This is a genomic window from Tautonia rosea (assembly GCF_012958305.1).
GTDB lineage: Bacteria > Planctomycetota > Planctomycetia > Isosphaerales > Isosphaeraceae > Tautonia > Tautonia rosea.
This window is the reverse complement of the sequence record NZ_JABBYO010000022.1, coordinates 45757-68348: the sequence shown is the minus strand read 5'-3', so window position 1 is coordinate 68348 and position 22592 is coordinate 45757. Positions and strand designations below refer to the sequence as shown.

The 22592-nt window shown below is 65.0% G+C and carries 18 protein-coding genes; 11 read left to right on the top strand and 7 right to left on the bottom strand.

Annotated elements, in window-relative coordinates:
- Positions 1–202 precede the first annotated feature (202 nt).
- Positions 203–793, bottom strand: a complete 591-nt coding sequence (locus HG800_RS25150) for a TMEM175 family protein (RefSeq protein ID WP_169980810.1) — start codon at positions 791–793, stop codon at positions 203–205.
- Between the two features lie 215 nt (positions 794–1008).
- Positions 1009–3312, bottom strand: a complete 2304-nt coding sequence (gene eutB, locus HG800_RS25145) for an ethanolamine ammonia-lyase subunit EutB (RefSeq protein WP_169980814.1) — start codon at positions 3310–3312, stop codon at positions 1009–1011.
- A gap of 653 nt (positions 3313–3965) precedes the next feature.
- Between eutB and HG800_RS25140 the strand changes: the two genes are divergently transcribed.
- On the top strand, positions 3966–4487 hold the full coding sequence (locus HG800_RS25140; protein WP_169980807.1) for a DUF309 domain-containing protein: 522 nt from the start codon (positions 3966–3968) through the stop codon (positions 4485–4487).
- Between the two features lie 182 nt (positions 4488–4669).
- On the opposite strand, the gene HG800_RS25135 is transcribed toward HG800_RS25140, so the two are convergent.
- Together HG800_RS25135 and HG800_RS25130 are read right to left on the bottom strand one after the other, a co-directional pair.
- On the bottom strand, positions 4670–5098 hold the full coding sequence (locus HG800_RS25135; RefSeq protein ID WP_169980806.1) for a hypothetical protein: 429 nt from the start codon (positions 5096–5098) through the stop codon (positions 4670–4672).
- Between the two features lie 55 nt (positions 5099–5153).
- On the bottom strand, positions 5154–6077 hold the full coding sequence (locus tag HG800_RS25130; RefSeq protein WP_169980804.1) for a DUF1559 domain-containing protein: 924 nt from the start codon (positions 6075–6077) through the stop codon (positions 5154–5156).
- A gap of 369 nt (positions 6078–6446) precedes the next feature.
- Between HG800_RS25130 and HG800_RS25125 the strand changes: the two genes are divergently transcribed.
- Entirely contained in the window at positions 6447–7049 is a 603-nt protein-coding gene (locus HG800_RS25125; protein WP_169980800.1) for a TlpA family protein disulfide reductase, read from the top strand.
- 62 nt (positions 7050–7111) lie between these two features.
- Here HG800_RS25125 and HG800_RS25120 read toward each other — a convergent pair whose 3' ends face one another.
- Positions 7112–8935 (bottom strand): glycoside hydrolase family 15 protein, encoded by a 1824-nt coding sequence (locus HG800_RS25120; protein ID WP_169980797.1) that lies wholly within the window; start codon positions 8933–8935, stop codon positions 7112–7114.
- 163 nt (positions 8936–9098) lie between these two features.
- On the opposite strand from HG800_RS25120, the gene HG800_RS25115 reads away from it, so the two are divergent.
- The 4 genes from HG800_RS25115 to HG800_RS25100 all read left to right on the top strand — a co-directional run bounded on the left by HG800_RS25115 (position 9099) and on the right by HG800_RS25100 (position 13496).
- On the top strand, positions 9099–10019 hold the full coding sequence (locus HG800_RS25115; RefSeq protein ID WP_169980795.1) for a dihydroorotate dehydrogenase: 921 nt from the start codon (positions 9099–9101) through the stop codon (positions 10017–10019).
- Between the two features lie 18 nt (positions 10020–10037).
- Positions 10038–10382, top strand: coding sequence for a hypothetical protein (locus HG800_RS25110; protein ID WP_169980787.1), 345 nt, complete (start codon positions 10038–10040; stop codon positions 10380–10382).
- A gap of 378 nt (positions 10383–10760) precedes the next feature.
- Positions 10761–11879, top strand: coding sequence for a hypothetical protein (locus HG800_RS25105; RefSeq protein ID WP_169980785.1), 1119 nt, complete (start codon positions 10761–10763; stop codon positions 11877–11879).
- 357 nt (positions 11880–12236) lie between these two features.
- The gene (locus HG800_RS25100; protein ID WP_169980783.1) at positions 12237–13496 is read left to right on the top strand and encodes an acyltransferase family protein; all 1260 of its coding nucleotides are present in this window, start codon (positions 12237–12239) and stop codon (positions 13494–13496) included.
- A gap of 159 nt (positions 13497–13655) precedes the next feature.
- Here the strand turns inward: HG800_RS25100 and HG800_RS25095 are convergent, their stop codons facing one another.
- Positions 13656–14354, bottom strand: coding sequence for a class I SAM-dependent methyltransferase (locus tag HG800_RS25095; protein ID WP_315852104.1), 699 nt, complete (start codon positions 14352–14354; stop codon positions 13656–13658).
- A gap of 448 nt (positions 14355–14802) precedes the next feature.
- Here HG800_RS25095 and HG800_RS25090 point away from each other — a divergent pair, with 448 nt between their 5' ends.
- From HG800_RS25090 to HG800_RS25075, 4 genes are all read left to right on the top strand, one after another.
- Positions 14803–15060: a FeoA family protein gene (locus HG800_RS25090; protein WP_169980778.1), complete on the top strand. Its 258-nt coding sequence runs from the start codon at positions 14803–14805 to the stop codon at positions 15058–15060.
- Positions 15060–15293, top strand: coding sequence for a FeoA family protein (locus tag HG800_RS25085; RefSeq protein ID WP_169980776.1), 234 nt, complete (start codon positions 15060–15062; stop codon positions 15291–15293). The genes HG800_RS25090 and HG800_RS25085 overlap by 1 nt, the downstream gene beginning before the upstream one ends.
- Before the next feature lie 187 nt (positions 15294–15480).
- Complete coding sequence (feoB, locus tag HG800_RS25080; protein WP_169980774.1) at positions 15481–17718, top strand: ferrous iron transport protein B; 2238 nt, start codon at positions 15481–15483, stop codon at positions 17716–17718.
- A 55-nt stretch (positions 17719–17773) separates the two neighbouring features.
- Positions 17774–17983, top strand: coding sequence for a hypothetical protein (locus HG800_RS25075; RefSeq protein ID WP_169980772.1), 210 nt, complete (start codon positions 17774–17776; stop codon positions 17981–17983).
- A gap of 40 nt (positions 17984–18023) precedes the next feature.
- On the opposite strand, the gene HG800_RS25070 is transcribed toward HG800_RS25075, so the two are convergent.
- Positions 18024–18728, bottom strand: coding sequence for a hypothetical protein (locus tag HG800_RS25070; protein ID WP_169980770.1), 705 nt, complete (start codon positions 18726–18728; stop codon positions 18024–18026).
- 452 nt (positions 18729–19180) lie between these two features.
- Between HG800_RS25070 and HG800_RS25065 the strand changes: the two genes are divergently transcribed.
- Complete coding sequence (locus HG800_RS25065; protein ID WP_169980768.1) at positions 19181–22567, top strand: PVC-type heme-binding CxxCH protein; 3387 nt, start codon at positions 19181–19183, stop codon at positions 22565–22567.
- The last annotated feature ends 25 nt before the right edge of the window (positions 22568–22592 follow it).

The following is a 22592-nucleotide window of genomic DNA, read 5'->3' as shown; positions in this document are numbered from 1 at the left end:
GAGACTTAAGAAAAATAATGTATTGAAACGAGGGTGACCCTGGTGGCTCTCCAGCCGGAGCGGAGTAACCGGTTGAGGCGGATGCTCCCCGCGTCCGATTTCTGGGGCACGTGCTCACAGAGCCGTTCGACTGACCAGAACGGGATGAACGAGACGAGAATCCTGGCCAGGCTCATCCAATCTAGGCCGAACGAACCAACGCTCACTCGCGGTCGCGAAACGTGAGCGCAATCACCGGGATCACCAGGAACAATGCCCTGCTCAGCGGGATGCTGAGAAACGACAGACCCATCGACACAACACTGATCAGGGGGGCGATCGCGATCTGCCAGGTCATGCTCCGCACCACCCGCGGCGACAGTTCAGGGCTCACCAGCCGATGGCTCCCGGTGGCATAGCGCCAGATCGCCAGCAGCGAGAGGCCCGCAAGGGCAATCGTCGCGCTGTAGACCACCGTGGCGAGCTCGTCATCGCGATACACCGCGTGCAAGCCGGTCGGGAAGGGAATGAAGGAGAGGCAGAGAAGAAACAGGCCATTCAGAAAAACAAACAGACGATCAACTTTTTCGACATGCTTGAAAATGATGTAGTGATACATCCAGAACACTCCGATCAACGCAAAGCTGCTCACGTACCCGATCAGGGGATACAGGCTGTCGGACAGGTATGCGGCCAACCGCTGCTCAGGTACCTCTCGAACCGAGGGCACTTCGAGCCCGAGGACCAGCAAGGTGATGGCGATGGCAATAACGCCGTCGCAGAATGCCGACAAGCGCTCAGGTTTCAAGGTCACGGTATATCTCCAGTAGGCGATCTGATGGCCGCTCGACTCGCCCGGCGGATCGCCAGAGATCGCCAGTCGCGTCGGGTCCGTGGTGCGGACCTCTCTGGGTTCCAAGCTCCGGATCACGGCTCCGACACAACGCTTGCTAAGATTGGGAGATCAGTCCGTACCACGGACCCCGTGATGAACGCATTCCCGGCAATGGTGAGATGATAGAGGTCGTCTTACCCCCTCAGCCCCTTCAACAAGCTTATCGTCTCGTCCACCCCCCGGGCGGGTGCAAGGGCCGTCGTGGCGATCCCCGAAACGACCTTCGTGATGTTGTGATCGACCGCGTCCTCCCGACCCCAAACGGCGCCGTCGGCCGAGGTGAGATAGACCGAGAAGGTCCGGTGCCCGGTGCCGGGACGCTCGCCGATCAGGTGCAAGACTGCCCGAGGCCCGTCGAGGCCGCCGAACAGCGTCTCGCCGATCCGGTAGCCCGCGCGGACCCGGCCGGAGGTGACGACGATGTGCTCGGGAGCGGCCCGGAACCCGTCGCGCTCAAGCTGGGCGCGGAGGCGATCGAGGAACGGCGCCAGGTGCCCCTCCTCGGTGATCGCCAGGGCATTCAAACCATCGGAAATCACGATCTGAACATCAAAGCGCCCGTTATGGTTATGCCGGAGCCACCGGATCGTCTCAAGGCCCGCGTCGGAAAGGCGCTCGCCGGATTCGGGGTGAAGGATGTAATCCTCTCGATCCGCCGATCGGGTCGCCACCGGCACCGCCCCCGGCACCCCGGCGACGAACGCCGGGGGAAGCTCGGCCCAGATGCTCTCCTTCGCGTCGTCGTAAATCCGAGTGATCGCCTCGCCGAGCCCTGGCTCCAGGTCGAACGGCCGATCGCCGTGCCCTCGGGGCAGGAACACGCCGTGGCTCCGGACGGCGTCCATCTGGGCGGTCCCGTCGGAGAGGATCTCCGCGTCGCTCCGCGCGTCCCCCTTGCGTCGGCAATACTGCAAGTACACCCAGAGCGGATCACCGAAATGCTCGGTGGGCTTGCCGTCGGCGTCGATGACCCCGAGCGCCTGGAAAAACGCCCACATGCGATCCTCGACGCGCGTCCCGAACGTCTCCCGCAACCGCACATGATCCTGGAACCCGGTCGTCAGATAGCCGAGCATCGGGTCGATCTTCGTCGGCAACCCCATCAAATACGCCGGGCAGGCCGGGGTCACCTGATCGAGGCACCAGTCCAGATCGTCGAGCGACACGCTCATGTGCAGGGTTGAGCAGACATCCAGCCCGATGCACAACCCGTGCAGCTTCCCCATCACGATATCTTCGAGGCAGCATCGGACGAGCTGCTCCCTCGTCCGGAAGACCTCCGGCCCGATGAACCCGGCCACGTCGTTCACGATCAGCCAGGCATCGGGCTCGGCCCCCGCCTTTGCTCGGGCCTGGGCAACACGTTGCGCTAATGCTCTCGCAAAGCCATACTTGCGCGACTCGTGCACCACCATGTCCACGCCCTGCGCGTGGCCGTTGGTGAAATCCGCGCCTTGCCCCGTCTCGAAATAGAGTCCGAACGGTCCCGATCGGGCGTCGGCATAGCCCAGCATCTTCTCGGTGCTCACGTCGAACGTCCGGTTCGCCGCGTCGCTCCCGGCGATGCTCTGAAACCAGAGCGCCGTGCTCCCCGGACGCGCCGCCTCCACCTCCGCCTGCACATCAATATGCGAGAGCACACAATGGGGCAACACATCCTCAAGCTCGAACGTGGCGATCACCTCCTTCAACGTCTCCTCGATCGCCCCGACCGATTCCGGCGTGCTCGACACCGGGTTATTCCCGAGCAAGACGTCTCCCACCGCGAACGACCAGCCCGAAAATACCTGCCATCGAATATCAATCACATCATCCGTCGGCGAGTTCGGCTGAATTCTCGCTCCGAGGTATCCCTTTGCCCCGACCTTGCTCCCCGGCAGCGGGTTGAACACCTTCGCCCCGACCGCGATCAGCTCCTCATTGCTCAACAGCTTCACCACGCAGCCGATCACCTCGCTCGACAATCCCGGCATGATCCCCTTGATGGCGTCCTCATCTCGGTCGAGCAAGAACCGCTTCAGGTCCCCAACGGTCATCCCTTCCGTCCGCCTTGCCGCCCGATCGTCCCGCGATTGGCGGAGCAATGCCGACAGGCTGTCTTCAATCAGCGGGTGTGCATCAATCTCATTCAGGCGTGTGTTGCTCAGTAGGCTTCGGGCCTGTACTCTCGACTCCTCATCGGCCGCCGCCACGCCGACAATCTCATCCCCCTCCTTGAACGCATTGGCCGCACCCAGGATCTTCGTATAGAGCCGCTCGTCAAACCTCCCGGCGATCGCCCGCACCCGGTCGAAGAGAGTCTCCCCCGCTCCCACCGGATCAAGCCTCACCGGACGCTCATCCGGCACCGTTCCGGCCCTCATCCGCCTGCCGATCGGGGTGAAGGCGACGGCCGAGGCCCCGCCCGCCAGTGCTCCCAGGAAGGTTCGGCGTTGCATCACGAGTGTTGCATTCCCAATAGGTTCTTCTGGTTCGATCCGTTCGAGCCTGGCTCGAACCCGCTCGGCATCACTCACAAGAGTTCGATTCGATCGCGTCCCGGCTCTGATCGAAGCGTGTGATCGGCATCTTCGCCTCGCCCCTGCTGAGACGTAGGGCACGCATCCAACCCTCTCCCTGCTCGCCGGGCGCGGGGTTGAATCTCAACCTTCTCCCCCGCTCGCGGGGGAGAGGGTGGCCGCCAGGCCGGGTGAGGGGGGCTCTGGCCCAAACGTCAAAGGCCTGGCGATCCGAGCCCTGCCCCCTCCCACCAGCCTGCTCCCCACCAGCGAGGAGAGGAGGCCAGAAACGCCCGGCTAGAGAAACTGGCGGATCCGCCCCATCGACATCGTACAATACCGCTCGATCGCGCACGGCTCCAGGAGAAAAAGTGAGGGAGCACCCACAGATTCCAACAACGCAGGTAAAGTGAGGTGATCGCGCCGAGTCGCAGCGAAACGAAAGGTTCATACAGTCTCCAGAGACCCCTCTCCGCGTTTCTGCGTCTCTGGCGCGATCCCTCTCCTCAATCCCCCCTATTGCTCCTTCCGCTCGCCCCTGTGTGTTCCCGACCGCCCCTCGAGATCCCGTTCCAGCCGCTTGCAATCGAGCAATGTCTCCCGACGACCCCCTCCCCCCCTACTCTTACGTCCCTGGAGGCCCCTGGCCGCACCCGATCAGCGGCGACGGGGGCCACCTCGCCGACTCCCCCAGCGAACCGGTCGCGCCGATCGAGGCCGACGCTTGGCACCGCTCCCCTGCCTACCTCCGCGGGGTTCGTCTCTATAATGCCGGCTACTACTGGGAAGCTCACGAGGCCTGGGAAGCCCTCTGGCATGCCCACCACCGCCGCGGCCCGATCGCCGACGTGCTCAAGGCACTCATCAAGCTCGCCGCCGCCGGCGTGAAGGTCCGCCAGGGGCAGCCCCGAGGCGTCTCCACCCACGCCCTCCGCGCCGCCGAGCTGCTCGAAGCGGTCGTCGCGCTCGGCTTCCCTTGCCTCCTGGGCCTCGATCTCCCCTCCCTGGCCATCCTAGCCCGCCGCCTCGCCGCCGATCCCCCGAGTGCCCCGGCCGATCCTCGCCCGGTCATCGCCGGCCTCCTCGGCCCGCCGATCGCACCGAAGGACCTGTAATCGTCCTTCCTTCGAAGCGGAAAGAAACGCCGTCCCCGACCGACACTGTTGAACTGCCTCGAAAATGCCCTTCCCGAAGATCTCGCGTCCCGATACCTGAAGATCGCCCGAGGTGGCTCGGTCATCACGACTCCAGCCACCCCTGGCCCTCCCGACGCTCGAACTCCCCCACATCCGGCCGCTTATTCCAGGTCGAAGTTGATCTCCGAATTCTCTCGGGAAACGTCGGCCACAAGCCCAGATGTGCTTGCGTCCTTGTACTTCGGGGGAATCAGTTCCTTCGGGGGCTCATAGCCGGGAGACGAGCCCGGAATCAGGGTCGGATCGGCCGTGTCGGCGACAATCATCACCCGATGCTGTCCGGGAACCGCGCCGTCCTCGGCCGCGAAGGTGCCCAGACGATACGAGCCGTCCGGCTGAATCGTCCCGGTCGCCGTGTGCCCCTCGGCCGAGAGGAAGGTGATTGTCCCCTGAGGCACCGGCTCAGTGTTGTAGGTAATCGTCCCGGAGACGGGCACCGTCTCGGGAAGATCAGACTTCGAGCCGCAGCCCCCGACCGTCGCCACGAGGGCGGCGGCCAGAGCTGCGGCAGTGCGCAGATGAATGAACATGGAACAGGTTGCACTCCGAGAATCAAACGGGTCCATCAGACCCGCTCAGGACCACTCAGAACTGGTCGGCGCTGATCACCTCGCCCGCGGCTCGCGTGGAAAGCGCCCGATAGATCAAGGGATTGATCGTCTCCTTGATGAAGCGGACCGAGCCGTCGCACATCGCAAAGTTGACCCCGCCAGGATGTAGGCTCTTGAAACCGTAGCAATGCGCCCACGAGTTCGGATTGAAGTTCACTCGCTGGTTGATCGGAATCGAGGTGACGGCGACCGACGAGTTGCTCTCCGACCAGGCGTTCCACTTACAGGTGTTCGGCAGCGCCTCGCCCGCAAGCATCGTGTTGCTCGTGCCGTCCCGAACCCCGGCAATGGTGACAGCCATCGTGGCTCGCCAGAAGATCCCCCGGGCCGTCGGCTTACCGTTGCTCAAATCCCCCAGAATGTTGGCGGCACCGGGGAAGGCACTGGTCGCGTTGTCCCCCAGGTTCCCCTTGTAACAGGTCCCGCCAATCCACCAGAGCCGCATCTCCTCGCCGATCGTCCCGGCGAAACCGTTCCAGTCGGCCTGGCCCTGCTGAATCATCTCGCCGTCGTAGCTCGGGCAGGTAAACGCAGCCAGCGGGGTGGCCATCACGGTCGTATTCGTGAATGAGTATGCCGCGCGGTCGGCCGCGAAGTTGTAAGCATTGAACAGGTTGACCTGTTCCATCTGCGGAAGAATCTGAACCATCCAGCTTGTCCGGTAATCCGAATTCCCGAACCAGTTGGGAACACCGCCGATCTGCGTCGGAAAGACCCCGTTGCTGTCGATGTAATTATGTACCGCCAGCCCCAGTTGCTTCAAATTGTTGGTGCACTGCGCACGCCGGGCGGCCTCGCGAGCGCTCTGCACGGCCGGCAGCAACAACGCAATGAGCACGCCAATGATCGCAATGACCACCAGCAATTCAATTAGGGTGAAACCGCGACGAGCACGCATCGCAAACCCTCCTCCTGTTGGAGTGGTGGGAGAGGAGAATCCCAAACATGTTCGAAAAGAACCCAAATTTGGGAGCTTGTATCAGTAATGGTCATGATCAAGCTCGTCAAGAAATTCTTCCAAAAAAATCAAAAGAATTGAAAAGCACCTCGAATCAATGGTCTTGTGACCGTGACATCAACGGTTTCCCTGCTCCGAAACGGCCGTCGAGTCCCTCCGGGCCGGACCCGTGTTCCAAACGCCCCCTCCAATGCGAACGCATTGGAAAAGGTGGAAGACCAAAGGTATGATCAGATGCGGACCCGGACGCCCCTCGGATCGTCCCTCGGGCACCGGGCCACGCATGGCCCGTTGATGGAGCACACGAACATGACGATACAACTCGATCGCTCCCGGAGTTTCGCAACGGCAACGGCCCTGGCTGCCTGCCTGGCCCTGGCAATGGCCTCGTCGGCATCCGCGCAGCGTGAATTCCCGGATGATTACTTCTTCAATGTCAACAAGCCCGAACTCAAGGCCGCCCACGACGAGATGACCGGCCAGCCCCGGCCCGAGTTCGCCATCGGCGACTGGATCAACGCCGACCTCTCCGCCGGCGACCTCGAAGGCAAGATCCTCATCGTCGACCTTTGGGCCACCTGGTGCGGCCCCTGCCTCGCCGCCATCCCCAAGAACAACGACCTGGCCGATCGCTACGCCGATCAAGGCGTCCTCGTGCTCGGCATCTGCACCTCCCGCGGCCAGGAGAAGCTGGAACAGGTCGTCGAGCAGCGCGACATCCAGTACCCCGTCGCCCGCGACCCCGACCAGCAAACCGCCGAGGCCTGGAACGTCGCCTTCTACCCCACTTATGCCGTCGTCGACCGCAAGGGGATCGTCCGCGCCATCGGTCTGATGCCCAGCCGCATCGAGGACGTCGTCAAGGCCCTCCTCGAAGAACAGCCCGCCGCGACCGATCCCGACGCAAACTGATCGGCTTGCGATCTCGCCGGAGTGCCTGGGGCTTTCCATCCTGGCCTCAGGCCTCTCCGCGCTTAGCTGTGCTGCCGCTGCTCGGCCGGGTGGGCGGCGGCGGTACTCAGGTTGTATGCCGTGTTGATCAGACCAATGTGGCTGAACGCTTGCGGGAAGTTCCCCACAAGTCGGCGATTTTCAATGTCATACGCCTCAGACAGTAGCCCCAGGTCGCTGCGGATCGACAGCAAGTGCTCGAACATCCGCTTCGCGTCGGCTCGGCGGCCCATCAACGTGTAATTGTCCACCATCCAGAACGAGCAGAGCAAAAACGACCCCTCGCCCGGCGGCAAGCCATCAACCGACGGGTCCGTCTCGTACCGATCGACGAAGCCGTCGTGCATCAATCGCTCCTCGATCGCGCGAACCGTGCTGACCATCCGCGGATCGTCGGCCTCCAGGAAACCCACCAACGGCATCATCAAGACGCTTGCGTCGATGAACTTCGATCCGTACGACTGCATGAACGCCCCCACCTCGGGATTGTAGGCCCGATCGAAAATCTCTTGCCGAATCCGGTCGCGGAGGCGTCGCCAGCGATCAACGGCCCCGTCGCGGCCGAACTGCTCGACCCCCTTGACCGCGCGATCGGCCGCAACCCAGGCCATCATCTTCGAATGCGTGAAGTGACGCCGAGGCCCCCGCACTTCCCAGATTCCCTCGTCCGGCTGATCCCAGGCCGTTTCGAGGTAATTCATCAGTTCCTTTTGAAAGTTCCACGAAGCGGCGATCGGCTCCAGCCCCACCTTGCGGCACTGGTGCAAGGCGTCCATCACCTCTCCCGGCACGTCGAGCTGAAACTGGTCGAACGCCGCGTTGCCGATCCGCACTGGGCTCGAATTCTCATACCCCGGCAACCACGGCAGTTGCAGCTCGGTCAGCCGGTGCTCGCCGGCCAGGCCGTACATGATCTGCATCTGCGACGGCTTCCCCGCCACGGCCCGCAAGAGCCACTCGCGCCAGGCCCTCGCCTCGTCGTGATACCCGGCGTTCATCAACGCATACAGCGTGAACGTCGCGTCGCGCAGCCAGCAATACCGATAGTCCCAGTTCCGAACCCCGCCGATCAGCTCCGGCAGGCTCGTCGTCGGCGCGGCCACAATCCCCCCGGTCGGCGCGTAGGTCAAGGCCTTCAGCGTAATCAACGACCGCTTCACCGCCTCCGCCCAGTGAGGCTGGTCGATCGTCTCGTCGATCGAGCCCTCGCCGTACGACGACCGATCAATCCATTCGCGCCACCAGCGCTCAGTGTCGTGGATCGCGTTGGTATGATCGACTTCGATCGGTTCCTTCTCGTGCGACGGATACCACGTCAGGTCGAAGCTGGCCGTTTGCCCGGCCGAGAGCTCAAACGACGCGACCGTATGAAAATCCTCCCCATGCACCGGCACGTCGGTCCGTAACCGGACCATGTCCGGCCCGGCCACGGCCGAGATCCCTTGCGGCGTGTGCTGCACCCACGGAACGATCGACCCGTAGTCGAACCGGATCACCAGGTCCATCATCATCCGGACCGTCCCCCGGCGACACTCGACCAGCCGAAGCACGTCGGGCAACTGGTCGCGCGGCGGCATGCAGTCGGTAATCCGAACCGTCCCCGTGTCGGTGTCGAACTCCGTTTCCAGCACCAGCGTTCCCGGCCGATACTGCCGACGCACTGCCCGAATCGGCCCTTCCGGCGCAATCGTCCAGTGCCCGTGCTCCTCATTGCCGAGCAACGCCGCAAACACCGCCCCCGAGTCGAACCGAGGGAAACACAACCAGTCGATCGACCCGTCCCGGCCGACCAGCGCAGCCGTCTGACAATCACCGATCAGGGCATAATCTTCAAGCGGCAAGGGCATGGTGGCTGGGTCCTGTCGGGGAAAGCCAGGTCGTGCTTCGTCTCTGTTCCGGCGCTCCGGCGAGCGGGACTCAATGTTACCCTAGTCTCAGACGAGCCTCCCGGCAATCACGCACAACGGGGGCCGACCCCTTTTGGAATCACAGAACAAGAAGGAACGTGCCGTGGTCTCGATGGGAGTTCGTTTGGGACGCCTCCAACTGTCCAACCCGGTCCTCGTGGCGTCGGGAACCTTCGGCTACGTCCGCGAGATGGCCTCGTTTGTCCGCATCGATCGCCTCGGCGGGGTCATCCCCAAGACCGTCACCGCCAAATCCCGAGCCGGCAACCCGACCCCCCGCACCGTCGAGACAGCCTCCGGCCTGCTCAATGCCATCGGCCTCGACAACGACGGCATCGACCACTTCCGGACCCACCACCTCCCCTACCTTCGCACCGTCGGCACCGCCGTTATCGCCAACATTGCCGGCGAGGACGAAGACCAGTTCGTCCAGATGACCGCCGACCTCGGCGAGGAACCCGGCCTCGCCGCCATCGAGCTGAACCTCTCCTGCCCCAACGTCAGCCACGGCCTCGACCTCGGTGTCGATCCCGCCGCCGTCGGTCGCGTCGTCGCCCGATGCCGCGACGCCTGCCCCTACCCGATCATCGCCAAGCTCACCCCGAACGTCACCAACATCGTCCCCGTCGCCCGCGCCGCCTTCGAAAACGGGGCCGACGCCGTCAGCCTCATCAACACGCTCGTCGGCCTCGTCGTCAACTGGCGGACCCGCCGCCCCATCCTCGCCAACGACATCGGCGGCCTCAGCGGCCCCGCCATCAAGCCCGTCGCCCTTCGCATGGTCTGGCAGGTCCACCGCGCCCTGCCCGACCTGCCCATCATCGGCATCGGCGGCATCTGCTCCGCCGACGACGCCCTCGACTTCCTCGTCGCCGGCGCCTCCGCCGTCCAGGTCGGCACCGCCACCTTCGCCGACCCCTCCCTCTCCGACCGCCTCCTCGACGACCTCCCCGCCAAACTCTCCGAACTCGGCCTCTCCGACGTCAACGCCTTCATCGGCACGCTTCAATCCAACAAGGACTGAGCCGACGGAGCAACCTCGATGGCGAAGCCCGAGCCCGGCTGCTGGTATCTCATCCCTCCGGCGGTGGTCGCCCCGGTCGTGCTTTCCGGCGTCGCGATCGTCGCAACCTTCGTCGTCTCGATCTGGTCGCTGGTCGCCCTGCCCTTCGTCTGGCTGGGAGCCCGCTGCGCGGCCCCGAACCTGAACCTGGCCAACGGCTGCCTTGCCTACGTCGCCATCTTCGTGGGATTCCTGCTCTCCTCCTGGCACGAACCCCGGGGCCTTGCCATCACCTTCGGGGCCATCGCCGGCTACTCGGGCGGTGTCATCGAGAAACGGTTACGGATGCGGCCTTACTCGGGAGACTCGTCGAGCCACGGATGAAAATAGATGGATGTGAGCGGCCTGGGTGGCCCCGGTTGCTCGCCAACCGGGGCGGCGCAGCCGCTAGAGGCGGCATTGGCCACCCGCGTGATCCTCTCGTTGCTTCGCGACCCCGGTTGACGAACCACCGAGGCCACCCGCCGCCCCGGATCGCAACCCGATTCTTGCTCACCTCTCATCCTTCCCCCTTCCCCATCCGTGTTTCATCCGTGGTTTAAAACCTCCCTTTCCTGCCTCCTTTCCAAAAAAAACGCAATAAAGCCTCCCTCGTTTCCTGATTGTTTCAGACAGGGGCCGTTCCACGCCTCCCCGTTCCCTGTCCGCGCTGAAGCTTGCACTGTTGCTCCTCTCCTGGAAATCAAAAGGACGCGCACCCTCATGGCCGCCACCACCTTGAAGCAAACCCTCGCCAACCGTCTGAACGCCCTCCTCTCCACCGGCCCGAAATCGACCGAGGGCAAGGCCCGATCGAGCCGCAACGCCCGCACCCACGGCCTCTCGAAGCTCGGCACCCACCTGCCCGCCGACATGGCCGAGGCGATCGAAGCCCGTAAATCCCAGTGGCTCCCCCACTACCGCCCCGAAGGCCCCGCCCAGATCTGGCACTTCGACCGCCTCGTGGCCGAATCCGTCCGCCTCGATGTCTGCGAGGCCCGCATCTGTGCCGCTCGCGCCGAACGCGCCAACCAGGCCTCCGAATCCTGGGACGACGACCGCGCCGCCTCCATCGCCGCCCTCGCCTCCCGTCTCTCCCAGCAACCCGAGCGCATCCAGCCCCAGTTCCTCCAGAGCAAGCACGGCGTCCTCTGGCTCCTCGATCGCTGGGCCGAGGTCTCCGACTCCCTCGCCCGCCACGAAGGCTGGACCCGAGACACCTGGGACCTCGCCCTCGACCTCCTCGGCGTCTCCCCCTTCGCCCGAGACGGCACCGGCCCCTGGGATCTCGACCCCGACGACAACTCCGAGGCCCCCGGCCTCGCCCTCGTGGCTCAGGCCGTCGCGTCCCTCCGCCAGCGCCTCGACGCCTTCCTCAACGCCCGAGACGACCGCGCCCAGACCGACGCCGCCCTCGGCCTCGACGCCGACGAGCCCCCCGCGATCCGCCTCCTGGAACGCTATGCGTCCGACGCGCGTCGCCAGTTCTCCCGCTGCCTCAACGAGTTGCGCCGCCTCCAGTCCCTCGCCTCCCGCCCCGCCGACACCGTCTCCCCGTCCCTCCCTCCCGGCCCCCGACCCCCGCGATCCCGTTCCCAGGCTCCTCCTGCCGACCCCCTCGCCTCGCCAGACCGCTCTCCCGCAACGTCGGCCCCGGACCCCACACCCCCGGCCACGGCTCCCGGCGCCCCACCCTCACCGGCGCGAAACGAACCCATCCCCCGGTCCGCCTGCCGTCCTTCGCCCGGCCGTTCGACGCTCCTCCAGGCCCTCCCCGGCGCCTCCGCCCCCCTGAACCGCCGCGCCCGACGTGCCCGAGCCGCCGCCGCCCGACGCTCCTGACCTCCGACGCTCCCCACCCCTGCACCCCTCGAACCCCATCGACGCCCCTCGTGCGCGCCGAACGACCTTTGATCCATGAACAATCACATATAATGATTTAATGAGTCCGCCCCGTCCCTGCGTGCCTCCCGGCCTCCCTTGATTGACGGAACCATCTCCGGGACGCGCGCCCCATCTTCCGAACCTTCTCGGTCAATCTCGACCGGTGGTCGGCGAACCCCTTGCCATCGAGGTCCCCGAATTCCGTCGAGGAACGCCCCGATCTGCCCCCCGCCGCGCCGCATCGAATCCGAGCGGTCACGTCGCGGGTATTGGCTCGGCCAGGCCCTCAAGATCCATTGGCCCAAGGAACCCGACATGAACGACGCCCCCGCCCCCCACACCCGATACCACGCTTTCGACTCCTTGCGGGCCGTCATGATGCTGCTGGGCCTGGTCCTGCACGCCTGCCAGTATTACGTGACGATCCCCTTGTTTCCCGGGTTCGATTTCCGCGATGTCCGCACCTCGGGGCTGGCCGGATTGACCTTCTTTGGCATCCACACCTTTCGCATGCAAACCTTCTTTGCGATGGCCGGGTTCTTCGCCGCCCTGCTCTGCGACCGCCGAGGGGTCCGGGGCATGTGGTCGAACCGGATGAAGCGGGTCGGCTTGCCCCTGCTCGTCGGCTGGCTGATCCTCTTCCCGATTACGATCTCCGCCTTCCTCTTCGGCATCGCCAAGCGCGAGGGTCTGCCCGCCTGGGAGACGACCCTCAACTGGTGGACGACGGGGCAGATCCCCTGGGTCGAGGACTGGCAACCGCTCTACAGCCTGTTCCTGATCTCACCGCTGCACCTCTGGTTCCTCTATGCCCTGCTCTGGTTCTACATGGGTGCGATCGTCTTCCGGCAGATCGGCAAGATCGGGAAAGGTGCCATCGGCCGAGGCGTCAACGGCCTCTTCCGACGCCTGACGGCCTGGCACCTGCTCCTTCCGGCCGGGATCGGCTTCACGACCCTGACCCTCTTGATCAGCCCCTTGGCCCTGTTCGACCAGAGCTTCCCGGTCTTCCTGCCGAACCCCTTGCCCCTGATCCAGTTCGGGCCGTTCTTCGCCTTCGGCTGGCTGCTCTATCGCAACGTCGACCTGCTCCCGTCGATGGCCCGCTGGCCGGTGCCGACCTTGGTGGCCGCGGCGCTCATGCTGGTCGTCTATTTCGGGGTAACGGCCTCGGCGATCGGTCCCGACGGCCGGAATTCGATGCGGCTGGAGACAGCGGCGGTCTCCTCGGCGATCGCCTGGCTGGCGGTCTTCGGGTTCATCGGCCTGTTCCTCCGCTACTTCAACCGCCCGAGTCCCGCCATGCGCTACGTGTCCGACTCGGCCTACTGGGTCTACCTGGCCCACCTCCCCTTGATCTACTGGATGCAAGGGTTGCTGTTCGACCTGCCGGTCCCCGCCCTGGTCAAGATCGGCATCATCCTGAGCGTCTCCATCGTCGTCCTGTACGCCAGCTACGACCTGATCGTCCGGCCGGGCGTCATCGGCCGCTTCCTCAACGGCCGATCGTATCCCTCGGCCCGCCTCGGCCTCCGGTCCGGCACCTCGCCCACTCCCGAACCCTCTCCCAACTGATCCTCCTTGTTCCGCCGTCCCCGGGGGCCGAGGCGAATCGGCCCCCTCGTCCCTTCCTTCTCGCTGACCTCCCCTCGATTCGTTCGTTTTCTTCCGATCCCTTCGCTCACCTGTCTTTTTCTTCGAATCCCTTCGCTCTTCCCTGTCTTGATCCGTGTTTCATCCGTGGCTCCAACCTCCCTTCTTCCAGATCCGATGCAACCTCCCTTTCAGCTCCTTCCCGGTTTCATCCTTCGCCCTGATCGGCGTCGACTCGAACCCCAGCCCCACCCCCTTGAGCGCCGGCTCCAGGTCCTCGGTCGCCACCCGGTACGGTCCGGAGATCAGGGCCACCCCCCCCGGCGCGAGCATCGCCCGGAGCACTCCCACGACCAGCGGGATCAACGGCCGCTCATACAAGACATCCGCGCCCAGGATCACCGGGTACGAGGCATCGGGCAATCGTCTCCAGTCGAGCAAGGCCGTCTCCACCCGATTAGGCCCGAACCCATTGGCCTCGCCGCTCCGCTCGACGAACCGCAGCGGCGCCCGGTCGTAATCGGTAAACACGACCCGCTCGATCCCCGCCTCCAGGCCCACCAGGCCGGAGAGCCCCAGCCCGCAACCCAGCTCCATCGCCTCGACCCCAGTTCCCCACCCTTCGGCCGCGACCGCCTCGGCCAGCAAGAACGCCCCGGGCCAGAGAAAGGCCCAGTACGGCATGTAATCATCCCTCGCATTCCAGGCCAGCACGGTCGGGTCATCCAGCAACCGCTCCGGCTCGGCCGGTCTCGCCAGCCGGATCGTCTTCCCGGCAATCTCCAGGGTCGAAACCGTCTCAGGCCCCTCATATCGGGAATCCGGCTCAAACTCGTCCACGCGATCCGATCCTCCCACCCTTGCCAAACTTCGCGTCTCCAGCCATTTCCCGTCGAATGGCTTGGAGCCGCCTTGCCGACCGCTCCCCATCCGAAGGCCCTCCCCTCGGACCCTCCGACCCCAACGTGCCCAATCCCGCCCCCTCACCCTGCTCCGGCCACACTCTCCCCGGCAAGCCGTGACGACGCTTCCATCTGTCTCCCTCTCCCCGCCGGGGAGAACGCCGGGGTGAGGGGTCCTCGGCCCGGATCGCGGCCCCCCAGTGTAACCGATCGCCGCGACCGGCCCCCCGAACCATTGACGCCCCTCGGTCCCCCCCTTTATAATTTGTTGATGTTGAGACTGAATCTCAATGCCGTCTCTCAGTCCCCCGAGGGATGGATCCTCGATCCCTCCGTCGTGTGCGAGCTGCCCGCCGATCGAAGAACCCTGAGAGGAGTGATCGTTGATGTCGAGCGTTGCCGAGCTGCCGTCGAGCATTGCCGAGTTGATTCCGCTGACCTTGCTGCGGCCCGGGCAGTCGGGGACGGTCGATCAGGTGCTCGGCACCGGCGATCTCGTGCATCGGCTCCGGGAAATGGGGCTGCGACGCGGGGCGATGGTCGAAATGATCCGCCCAGGGAGCCCCTGCATGATCCGCCTCGACGGCCACACCCTCGGCATCCGATCCGCGGAACTGTCGGGCATCCTGGTGAGGCCGGCCTGATGAGTCGGCGCCTCTCGGAACTCTCCCTCGGCGAGTCGGCCACGGTGACCCAGGTCGATGCGACCGGAGACGTCGGTCTTCGGGCTCTGGAAATGGGGGTCATCCCCGGCACCGTGGTCAAGCTCGTGGCGATCGCACCCCTCGGTGATCCCCTGGTGTTCGAGTTGCGCGGTTATCGGTTGAGCCTTCGGCGCTCGGAGGCCGCGGCCATCGAGGTCGCAAGCCTTGTCTGAGTGGCTCTGATCCCCCCAATCGGTTGATCCCCGGCCCTCCCTCCTTTCGCACGACGCAAGGTCGATCCGAAGACCGGATTTCCCACGCCTCGGACGCAGAACCAAGCGCGACGATCGCCGGCAGACGGTCCCCCCATTCGCACGAACCCTCCACCACGTTGACCGACCAGCCGAGTGGCCCTCCACCATGTCCATCGCCGCCGACCCACAAACCCGGACCGTGGCCCTGATCGGCAATCCGAACACGGGGAAGTCCACCGTCTTCGGCGCCCTGTCCGGCGTGCAGCAGCGGGTGGGCAACTATCCCGGCGTCACCGTCGAGAAGAAGACCGGGCGGATGACCGTCGACGGCAAGCGCTGGACCCTCATCGACCTGCCCGGCACCTACAGCCTCGCCCCCCGATCGCTCGACGAAATGGTGGCCGTCGATGTGATGCTCGGCCGACGCCCCGACACTCCCAAGCCCGACGTCATCCTCTGCATCGTCGATGCGAACAACTTGGAGCGGAATCTCTATCTCGTCAGCCAGGTCCTCGAACTCGGTCGGCCGACAGTCGTTGCCCTGACCATGACCGACCTGGCCGAGGAGCGCGGCACCACCCTCGACCTATCGAAGCTCCGCGATCGGCTCGGCGTGCCCATCGTTCCCATTCGAGCCCACAAGCGCATCGGCCTCGATGCCCTGAAGACCGCTCTGGCTGAGACGGCGACTCAGGAGCAACCCTCCTCCGCTCCCGAAAGCCCCTTCCCCGAACCGTTCCAGGCTGAGGTCGCCCGCATCGAAGGCTGGCTGGCCGACGCCCGGCCGGGCCTGCCCCCTCTGCCCCGCTACCTCGTCGAGCGGCTCTTGCTCGACACGAATGGCTATCTCGAAGGGCACGTCGCGCTCAAGAATGGCAATGTCGAGGGCCTGCACGCCGAGATCCTCGCCTCCCGACAACGCCTGGCCGAGGCCGGTTGCCCCGTCCCGGCCGTCGAGGCGATGGCCCGCTACGGCTGGGCCGCGACGATGCTCGACGAGGTTGTCACCCGTCCCGACGAGCCTCGCGTCACCTCCGGCGACCGCGTCGACCGCGTCCTGACGCACCGGGTCTGGGGCACGCTGATCTTCGTCGCCGTCATGGCCATGATCTTCCAGGCCGTCTTCACCTGGGCGATTCCCTTGATGGACCTGATCGACGCCGGGGTCGGCGGCCTGGCCACCCTGGTCGAAGGGGTGATGGCCGAGGGGGCCCTGCGCAGCCTCATCATCGACGGGGTGATCGCCGGTGTCGGCGGGGTCATTGTCTTTCTGCCTCAAATCTTCATCCTCTTCTTCTTCCTCGGCATCCTGGAAGACTGCGGCTACCTCGCCCGAGCGGCCTACCTGATGGACCGCCTCATGACCCGCCTCGGTCTGAGCGGCAAGTCGTTCATCCCCCTGCTCTCCTCCTTCGCCTGCGCGATTCCGGGGGTCATGGCCACCCGAGTCATCGAGGACCGCCGTGACCGCATGACGACCATCCTGGTCGCCCCCCTGATGAGCTGTAGCGCCCGGTTGCCTGTCTACACCCTCTTGATCGCCGCCTTCATCCCTCCGGTGGCCCTCGCCGGGTTCGTCAGCCTTCAGGCGATCACGATGGTCGCCATGTACGCCGTCGGCGTCATCACCGCCGCGGGCGTGGCGTGGGCCTTGAAGAAGACCGCCTTCAAGGGGCCGACCCCGCCGTTCGTCATGGAACTGCCCGCCTACAAGTGGCCCTCCCCTCGGGTTGTCCTGCACCGGATGTTTGAACGCGGCTGGTCCTTCATCCGCAGGGCCGGGACGATCATCTTCGCCGTCTCGATCGTCATGTGGGCCTTGCTCTACTTCCCTCGCCTGCCCGAATCGACCGAGGCCGCCTTCACCCAGCAGATCGCCGCCCTCGAAGCCCAGCGCGAGGCCGCCGCTGAGACCGAGGCCGCCGAGGAGATCGACGCGCAAATCGCCGCCGTCGAAGCCCGAGCCGACGGTGAGCAGAAGCGATCGAGCCTGCTCGGCCGCGCCGGTCGGGTCATCGAGCCGGTCGTCCGCCCGCTCGGCTGGGACTGGCGGATCGGCGCCGCGGCCATCGCCTCGTTCCCGGCCCGAGAGGTCGTGGTCGCCACCCTTGGCGTCATCTTCGACATCGGCAGCGACGTGGAAGGAGAAGAAGGGGCCAGCCGCCTGCAGGTCGCCCTGCGAGAGGCCGAGCACCGCGACGGACGCCCTCTGTTCACCATCCCCGTCGCTCTGTCGGTGATGGTCTTCTTCGCCCTCTGCGCCCAGTGCGTCTCGACCCTGGCCGTCATCCGTCGCGAGACAAACTCGTGGGGCTGGCCATTGTTTTGTTTTGCTTATATGACAATTCTTGCGTATATTGCGGCCATGCTGGTCTATCAGGTCGGCACCTGGATTGCGGCCTGAGGCTCGGATGACGGGGGGATTTCAGCGGCCTGGATTCACGAAAGGACGGGGAACGATGACCTTCGACTGGCAAGACCTGGCGGCGCTGGCCGTGGTGGCCGTCGCGGTCGTCTACCTGGCTCGCCTGGGGATCGCGGCCGTGTCGTCCCGAGAAGGGTGCGGCTCCGGATGCGGCTCCTGCCCGAGTGCTGCCTCGACCCACGGCAAGGGCGAGCCGCTCGTGATGATCGGCTCGCCCCCTTCCCCTCCGAATCGGAACCGTTGAGGAACCAGCCCTTGCTCGCCGGTTCCCCAGGCGTTCTCAATCAGAGGAACGACCGAAGCTGATGGCAGAGGGCGCCAATGTATCGGACCTGCTCGATGTTCGGGCCGGTCCTGCACCGAGCGACCGAGTTGACCCGACCCACCAGCCGCCCACACGATCGATCCATCTGAGTATGAATTCGTCTTAACTCGTGCGGCGGTGCTCCGCTCAGCGCCGCCTGGCGGAAGCCGACGGCCGCCTGATAGAGGTCGAGCGCGTCGCGGTACATCCGCTCCCCCTGCGGCACGATGTGCGCCGTCGGCCCGAAGACCTGGAGAAACGCCCCGACCTCACCGATCAACTGATCGACCAGGCCGATCACCGGCGTGGCAGCACCTGGAGGGCAGGCCCCTCTCACACCGCCTCGACCATCGAAGCCGGGCGATCCGAAGCCGAGGCCGGTCGGGAAGCCACCGGTCGGAAAGCCTCCTGGGACCGGGTGTCCAAACTCGACGCCGTACGGGTCGACCTGTCCCGGATGGCCGTGGAAGGCCGACCTTTGCCGGTGTGCCGAGGTTGGGGAAACGGCTCCCAACCCGTCGAACCCGAAGGGTGCTCGGTAAGCCTCGTACCGATCGAAGCCCGGCGATCCGAGGCCGATCGGTGGGAGTCTGCGGTCAAGAATCTGCCCCTGCGCGGGGGTTCCCGAGAAGGACGCGACCATCAGGCTCGCCATCACGGTTGCGGTCATCATCATCCTCGACATGGTGCTCTCTCCTGTTGCGATGTGATCGCGGCAGACGGTCCTCCGGACGGAGGTCGGGCCGGGTTGCGGGGCGGGCCTCGGATTCGACAGACCCGAATGCCTTCTGCTGCTCAACCGGCTCGATTTCCTCACCCTGCGCCCTTCACGAATCGAAGGGTCGCCTTTCGGGTGGAATCAAATACACAGGGCGTGCCAATTCGGTGAACGATGTGGGCGGTTTTCTGTAAGTCCATCTGAAAAAAGGCTTTGTGTCGTAAGGGGTGGTTGTCCCCGCTGGGGTCTGGATCCCAGGATCAACACGCCAGACCAGAACTCTGATGCGAAGGCGATTCCGTCGGCAACGGGGCGTAGCGGGTCGCTCCGGCGTTGGGGCGACGGGTATACTCCGAGGATCGCCGCCCGCCCGTCCCTTGCCCTGACCGCTGCGTTGGCCCGTTGAGGAGGTGCTTGCCATGAGGCTCCAGCCCCCCCGTCTGCTCACCCTGATGACCGCGATCGCCCTGATGTTCTCGGGGATTTCCCGGGGACAGGAACCGGAACCGGAACTGATTTCCGGTACGGGGCTGTCGCCGGCCGAGGGGCTGGCGAGTATTCAGGTGCGCGAAGGCTTCAAGGTCGAGCTGGTCGTCGCCGAACCGCTGGTCAAGGACCCGGTTGCGTTTGACTGGTCGGCCGATGGGAGGCTCTGGGTCGTCGAGATGGCGGACTATCCGCTTGGGACCGAGGGGGGTGGCCGGGTCCGCGTGCTCGAAGACAAAGATGGAGACGGCTCGTACGACACCTCGACCGTCTTTCTCGATGGGCTTCCCTACCCCAATGGAATCATGCCCTGGCGTGAGGGGGTCTTGATCTCCTGTGCGCCAGAGATTCGTTATACCGAGGATACGAATGGGGACGGTCGAGCCGACCGGGTCGAGGTCCTGTACACCGGGCTGGCTGAGGCGAACCCCCAGCATCGGGTGAACGGGTTCTCGCTGGCGCTCGATGGGTGGGTGCACGCGGCGGACGCCGATGGCGGTACGGTGCGATCGACCCGGAGCGAGGCCGAAATCGAGGTCCGGGGCCGCGATATTCGCTTCCGGCCGGACGATGGGGCGATCGAACCCGAGAGCGGTCGGTCGCAGTTCGGCAGGAGGCGTAACGATTGGGGAGATTGGTTGATCAACACCAATTCCCTCTGGGCCTGGCATGTGGTCCTGAGTGATGCCGACCTGAGGCGCAATCGAGCGTTCGCCGCCTCGGCGACGACTCGGGTACTCGAACCGGACACACGACTCTACCCAGTCAGCCAGACTCTGGCCCGCTTCAACGATCCCGGATCGGCGAACCGGGCAACCTCGGCCTGTAGCCCCGAACCGTATCGGGACGACCTGTTCGGTCCGGCATTTTCATCGAGTTTGTTTATCAGTGAGCCTGTTCATAATCTTGTTCACCGAATGGTCCTCGAGTCGGAGGGGGCGACCTACTCTGGGCGTCGGGCGGAGGGGGAGGAGACGGCGGAGTTCCTCGCCTCGACCGATCACTGGTTCCGACCGACCTCGATCCGGACCGGTCCGGATGGGGCACTCTGGATTGCCGACATGCAGCGTGCGGTCATCGAGCATCCCGAGTGGATCCCGGACGACTGGGAGCGCCAGCTCAACTTGAGGGCCGGAGAGGACCGAGGACGCATCTACCGTGTGCTCCCGTCGGATCGATCGCCTCGGCCGATCCCCAAGCTCGACCAGCTCGATACGGTGGGGCTTGTGGACGCGATGGACAGCCCGAACGGTTGGCAACGTGATACGATCCAGCGATTGTTGATGCATCGTGAGGATCCGGCTGCTCTTGGCCCATTGCGTCAGTTGATCAGCATCAGTCGACGGCCCGAAGTCCGAGTCCAGGCGATCTGGACGCTTGCATGTCTCGGAGGTCTGGACGCGGGGTCGGTCCGCCGAGCACTGGTCGACGACCACGCCGAGGTCCGTCGGGCGGCAATCCTGGCAACGCGGTTAGGCGATTGGGATAACGACGAGGTTGCTGCGGGTATCGCGAGTCAGGCGGACGACCCCTCGCCTCGCGTGCGGTTCGCGGCGGCGCTGGCGCTGGGAGACTGGCCAGATCTCCAGGCGGGAGAAGCCCTGGCACGCATTGCACTGCGTGACGGTGACGATCCCTGGTTTCGTGTGGCAGTGCTCAGTTCGGCACGGTTGCATGCGACGGCGATTCTGTCGGCAATGCTCACACAAAACAACGGAAAGCAATCATCTGCAAATCTCTGGATTGGACCGTTGTTTGCTGCCGCGGCCCGCGAAGCAGGGCCTGAGGGGCCGGCGGGTCTGGTGCGGTCACTCGTGAATGCGATTGGTGAGGTTTCGGAGCGGGATGAACCGGCAGCGATGGAAATGCTGGCACGCTTACTCGATGAGGCGGGCCGCCTGGGATTGCCGCTTGCGCGATGGTCGGAGCCTTCGGCCTCGCTGGAAGGAGAAGTGGAGCGAATCGGGCCGCTCGTTGAGCGCGCGCGGGAGGTGGCGGCCGAGGAGTCGCGTGCGGAGGAGGATCGGCTTGCGGCGATCGGGTTGCTGGGTCGGGAACCGGTGGGAAGGACCCGCGACCGGGTCGTGCTGGCCGCCCTGCTCCGTCCACAAGAATCGGTTGCGATTGCGCGGGCGGCGGTGGATGCCGTGAGTCGGCTCGGCTCGGAGGAGGTTCCCGAGTTGCTGCTGAAGGGATGGAAGGGGCACGGTCCGACCCTCCGATCGGCGATTCTTGACACGTTGCTGGGTCGAGACGCCTGGCGTGATGCGTTGCTCGACGCATTCGAGGAAGGGGAGATTCCCGCAGCCGAGGTCGGGCCATCGCATCGGGCTCAGTTGATGGGGCATCGGGATACGGCGATCCGGGAGCGTGCGGAACGGCTCTGGGGAGCTTCGAACGGGGAACGAACGGAAGTGGTTTCGCGGGTTCGGCGGGTGCTGGCGATGGGGAGTGATCCGGAGGTTGGTCGAGCGGTCTTCGTGAAACACTGCTCGACCTGCCACCAACTCGACGGTGAAGGGGTTGCCGTGGGGCCGGATCTGACGGTTCTTTCCGACCGATCTCCTGAGGCCCTGCTGGTGGCGATTCTGGATCCGAGCCGGGCCGTCGAGGCGCGATACGCGGCGTACACCCTGGCCACGACCGACGGTCGGGTGGTCTCGGGGTTGATTGCCGAGGAGACGTCGAATGCCGTGACCTTGCTCCGGCAAGGGGGAGAGCGCGATACCTTACTCCGCTCTGAGATCGAGGAGATTGCAACAACGGGACAGTCGTTGATGCCGGAAGGAATGGAGCAAGATATACAATTTCAGGAGCTTGCGCATCTGATCGCGTTTCTTTGTGAACATGGGTTGCGTCCGAACGAGGTGCCTGGCAATCGGCCAACACGGGTATCTCCCGGGCGGGGGGGAGTCGTTCGGCTCTCGGCCGATACGGCGGAGATCTATGGCAATCGCTTGACATTTGAACCGACGCATCAAAACCTCGGCTGGTGGATTCAGGAGAACGATCGCGCGGCCTGGACATTCGAGATCGACCAGGCGGGAACGTACGACCTGAGCCTCGAATGGGCCTGTCCGGACGAGGGCGCGGGAGGGGCCTTTGTGATCGAGGTGGGGGCCGATCGCGTGGCCGGGAGCGTGGTGGGAACCGGAAGCTGGGATGATTACAAGCGAATTACGGTTGGCACGGTGACACTGGGCGAGGGTCGGCACCGTCTGGAGATTCGGCCAGCCGTGAGACCCCGGGGGCCGCTGATGGACCTCCGAGCTATTGAACTGAGGCCGACCCCGAACGAAGTTGAGGAATCGCACCTATGAACGTCAGTTGCTTGATGCTTTCCGC

What these genes read in the sequence shown, in the direction of transcription:
- eutB (WP_169980814.1), bottom strand. Translation starts at nt 3,312, where the DNA reads ATGCAACGCCGAACCTTCCTGGGAGCACTGGCGGGCGGGGCCTCGGCC.
- HG800_RS25140 (WP_169980807.1), top strand. Translation starts at nt 3,966, where the DNA reads ATGTCTCCCGACGACCCCCTCCCCCCCTACTCTTACGTCCCTGGAGGC.
- HG800_RS25135 (WP_169980806.1), bottom strand. Translation starts at nt 5,098, where the DNA reads ATGTTCATTCATCTGCGCACTGCCGCAGCTCTGGCCGCCGCCCTCGTG.
- HG800_RS25130 (WP_169980804.1), bottom strand. Translation starts at nt 6,077, where the DNA reads ATGCGTGCTCGTCGCGGTTTCACCCTAATTGAATTGCTGGTGGTCATT.
- HG800_RS25125 (WP_169980800.1), top strand. Translation starts at nt 6,447, where the DNA reads ATGACGATACAACTCGATCGCTCCCGGAGTTTCGCAACGGCAACGGCC.
- HG800_RS25120 (WP_169980797.1), bottom strand. Translation starts at nt 8,935, where the DNA reads ATGCCCTTGCCGCTTGAAGATTATGCCCTGATCGGTGATTGTCAGACG.
- HG800_RS25110 (WP_169980787.1), top strand. Translation starts at nt 10,038, where the DNA reads ATGGCGAAGCCCGAGCCCGGCTGCTGGTATCTCATCCCTCCGGCGGTG.
- HG800_RS25105 (WP_169980785.1), top strand. Translation starts at nt 10,761, where the DNA reads ATGGCCGCCACCACCTTGAAGCAAACCCTCGCCAACCGTCTGAACGCC.
- HG800_RS25100 (WP_169980783.1), top strand. Translation starts at nt 12,237, where the DNA reads ATGAACGACGCCCCCGCCCCCCACACCCGATACCACGCTTTCGACTCC.
- HG800_RS25090 (WP_169980778.1), top strand. Translation starts at nt 14,803, where the DNA reads ATGTCGAGCGTTGCCGAGCTGCCGTCGAGCATTGCCGAGTTGATTCCG.
- HG800_RS25085 (WP_169980776.1), top strand. Translation starts at nt 15,060, where the DNA reads ATGAGTCGGCGCCTCTCGGAACTCTCCCTCGGCGAGTCGGCCACGGTG.
- feoB (WP_169980774.1), top strand. Translation starts at nt 15,481, where the DNA reads ATGTCCATCGCCGCCGACCCACAAACCCGGACCGTGGCCCTGATCGGC.
- HG800_RS25075 (WP_169980772.1), top strand. Translation starts at nt 17,774, where the DNA reads ATGACCTTCGACTGGCAAGACCTGGCGGCGCTGGCCGTGGTGGCCGTC.
- HG800_RS25070 (WP_169980770.1), bottom strand. Translation starts at nt 18,728, where the DNA reads ATGTCGAGGATGATGATGACCGCAACCGTGATGGCGAGCCTGATGGTC.
- HG800_RS25065 (WP_169980768.1), top strand. Translation starts at nt 19,181, where the DNA reads ATGAGGCTCCAGCCCCCCCGTCTGCTCACCCTGATGACCGCGATCGCC.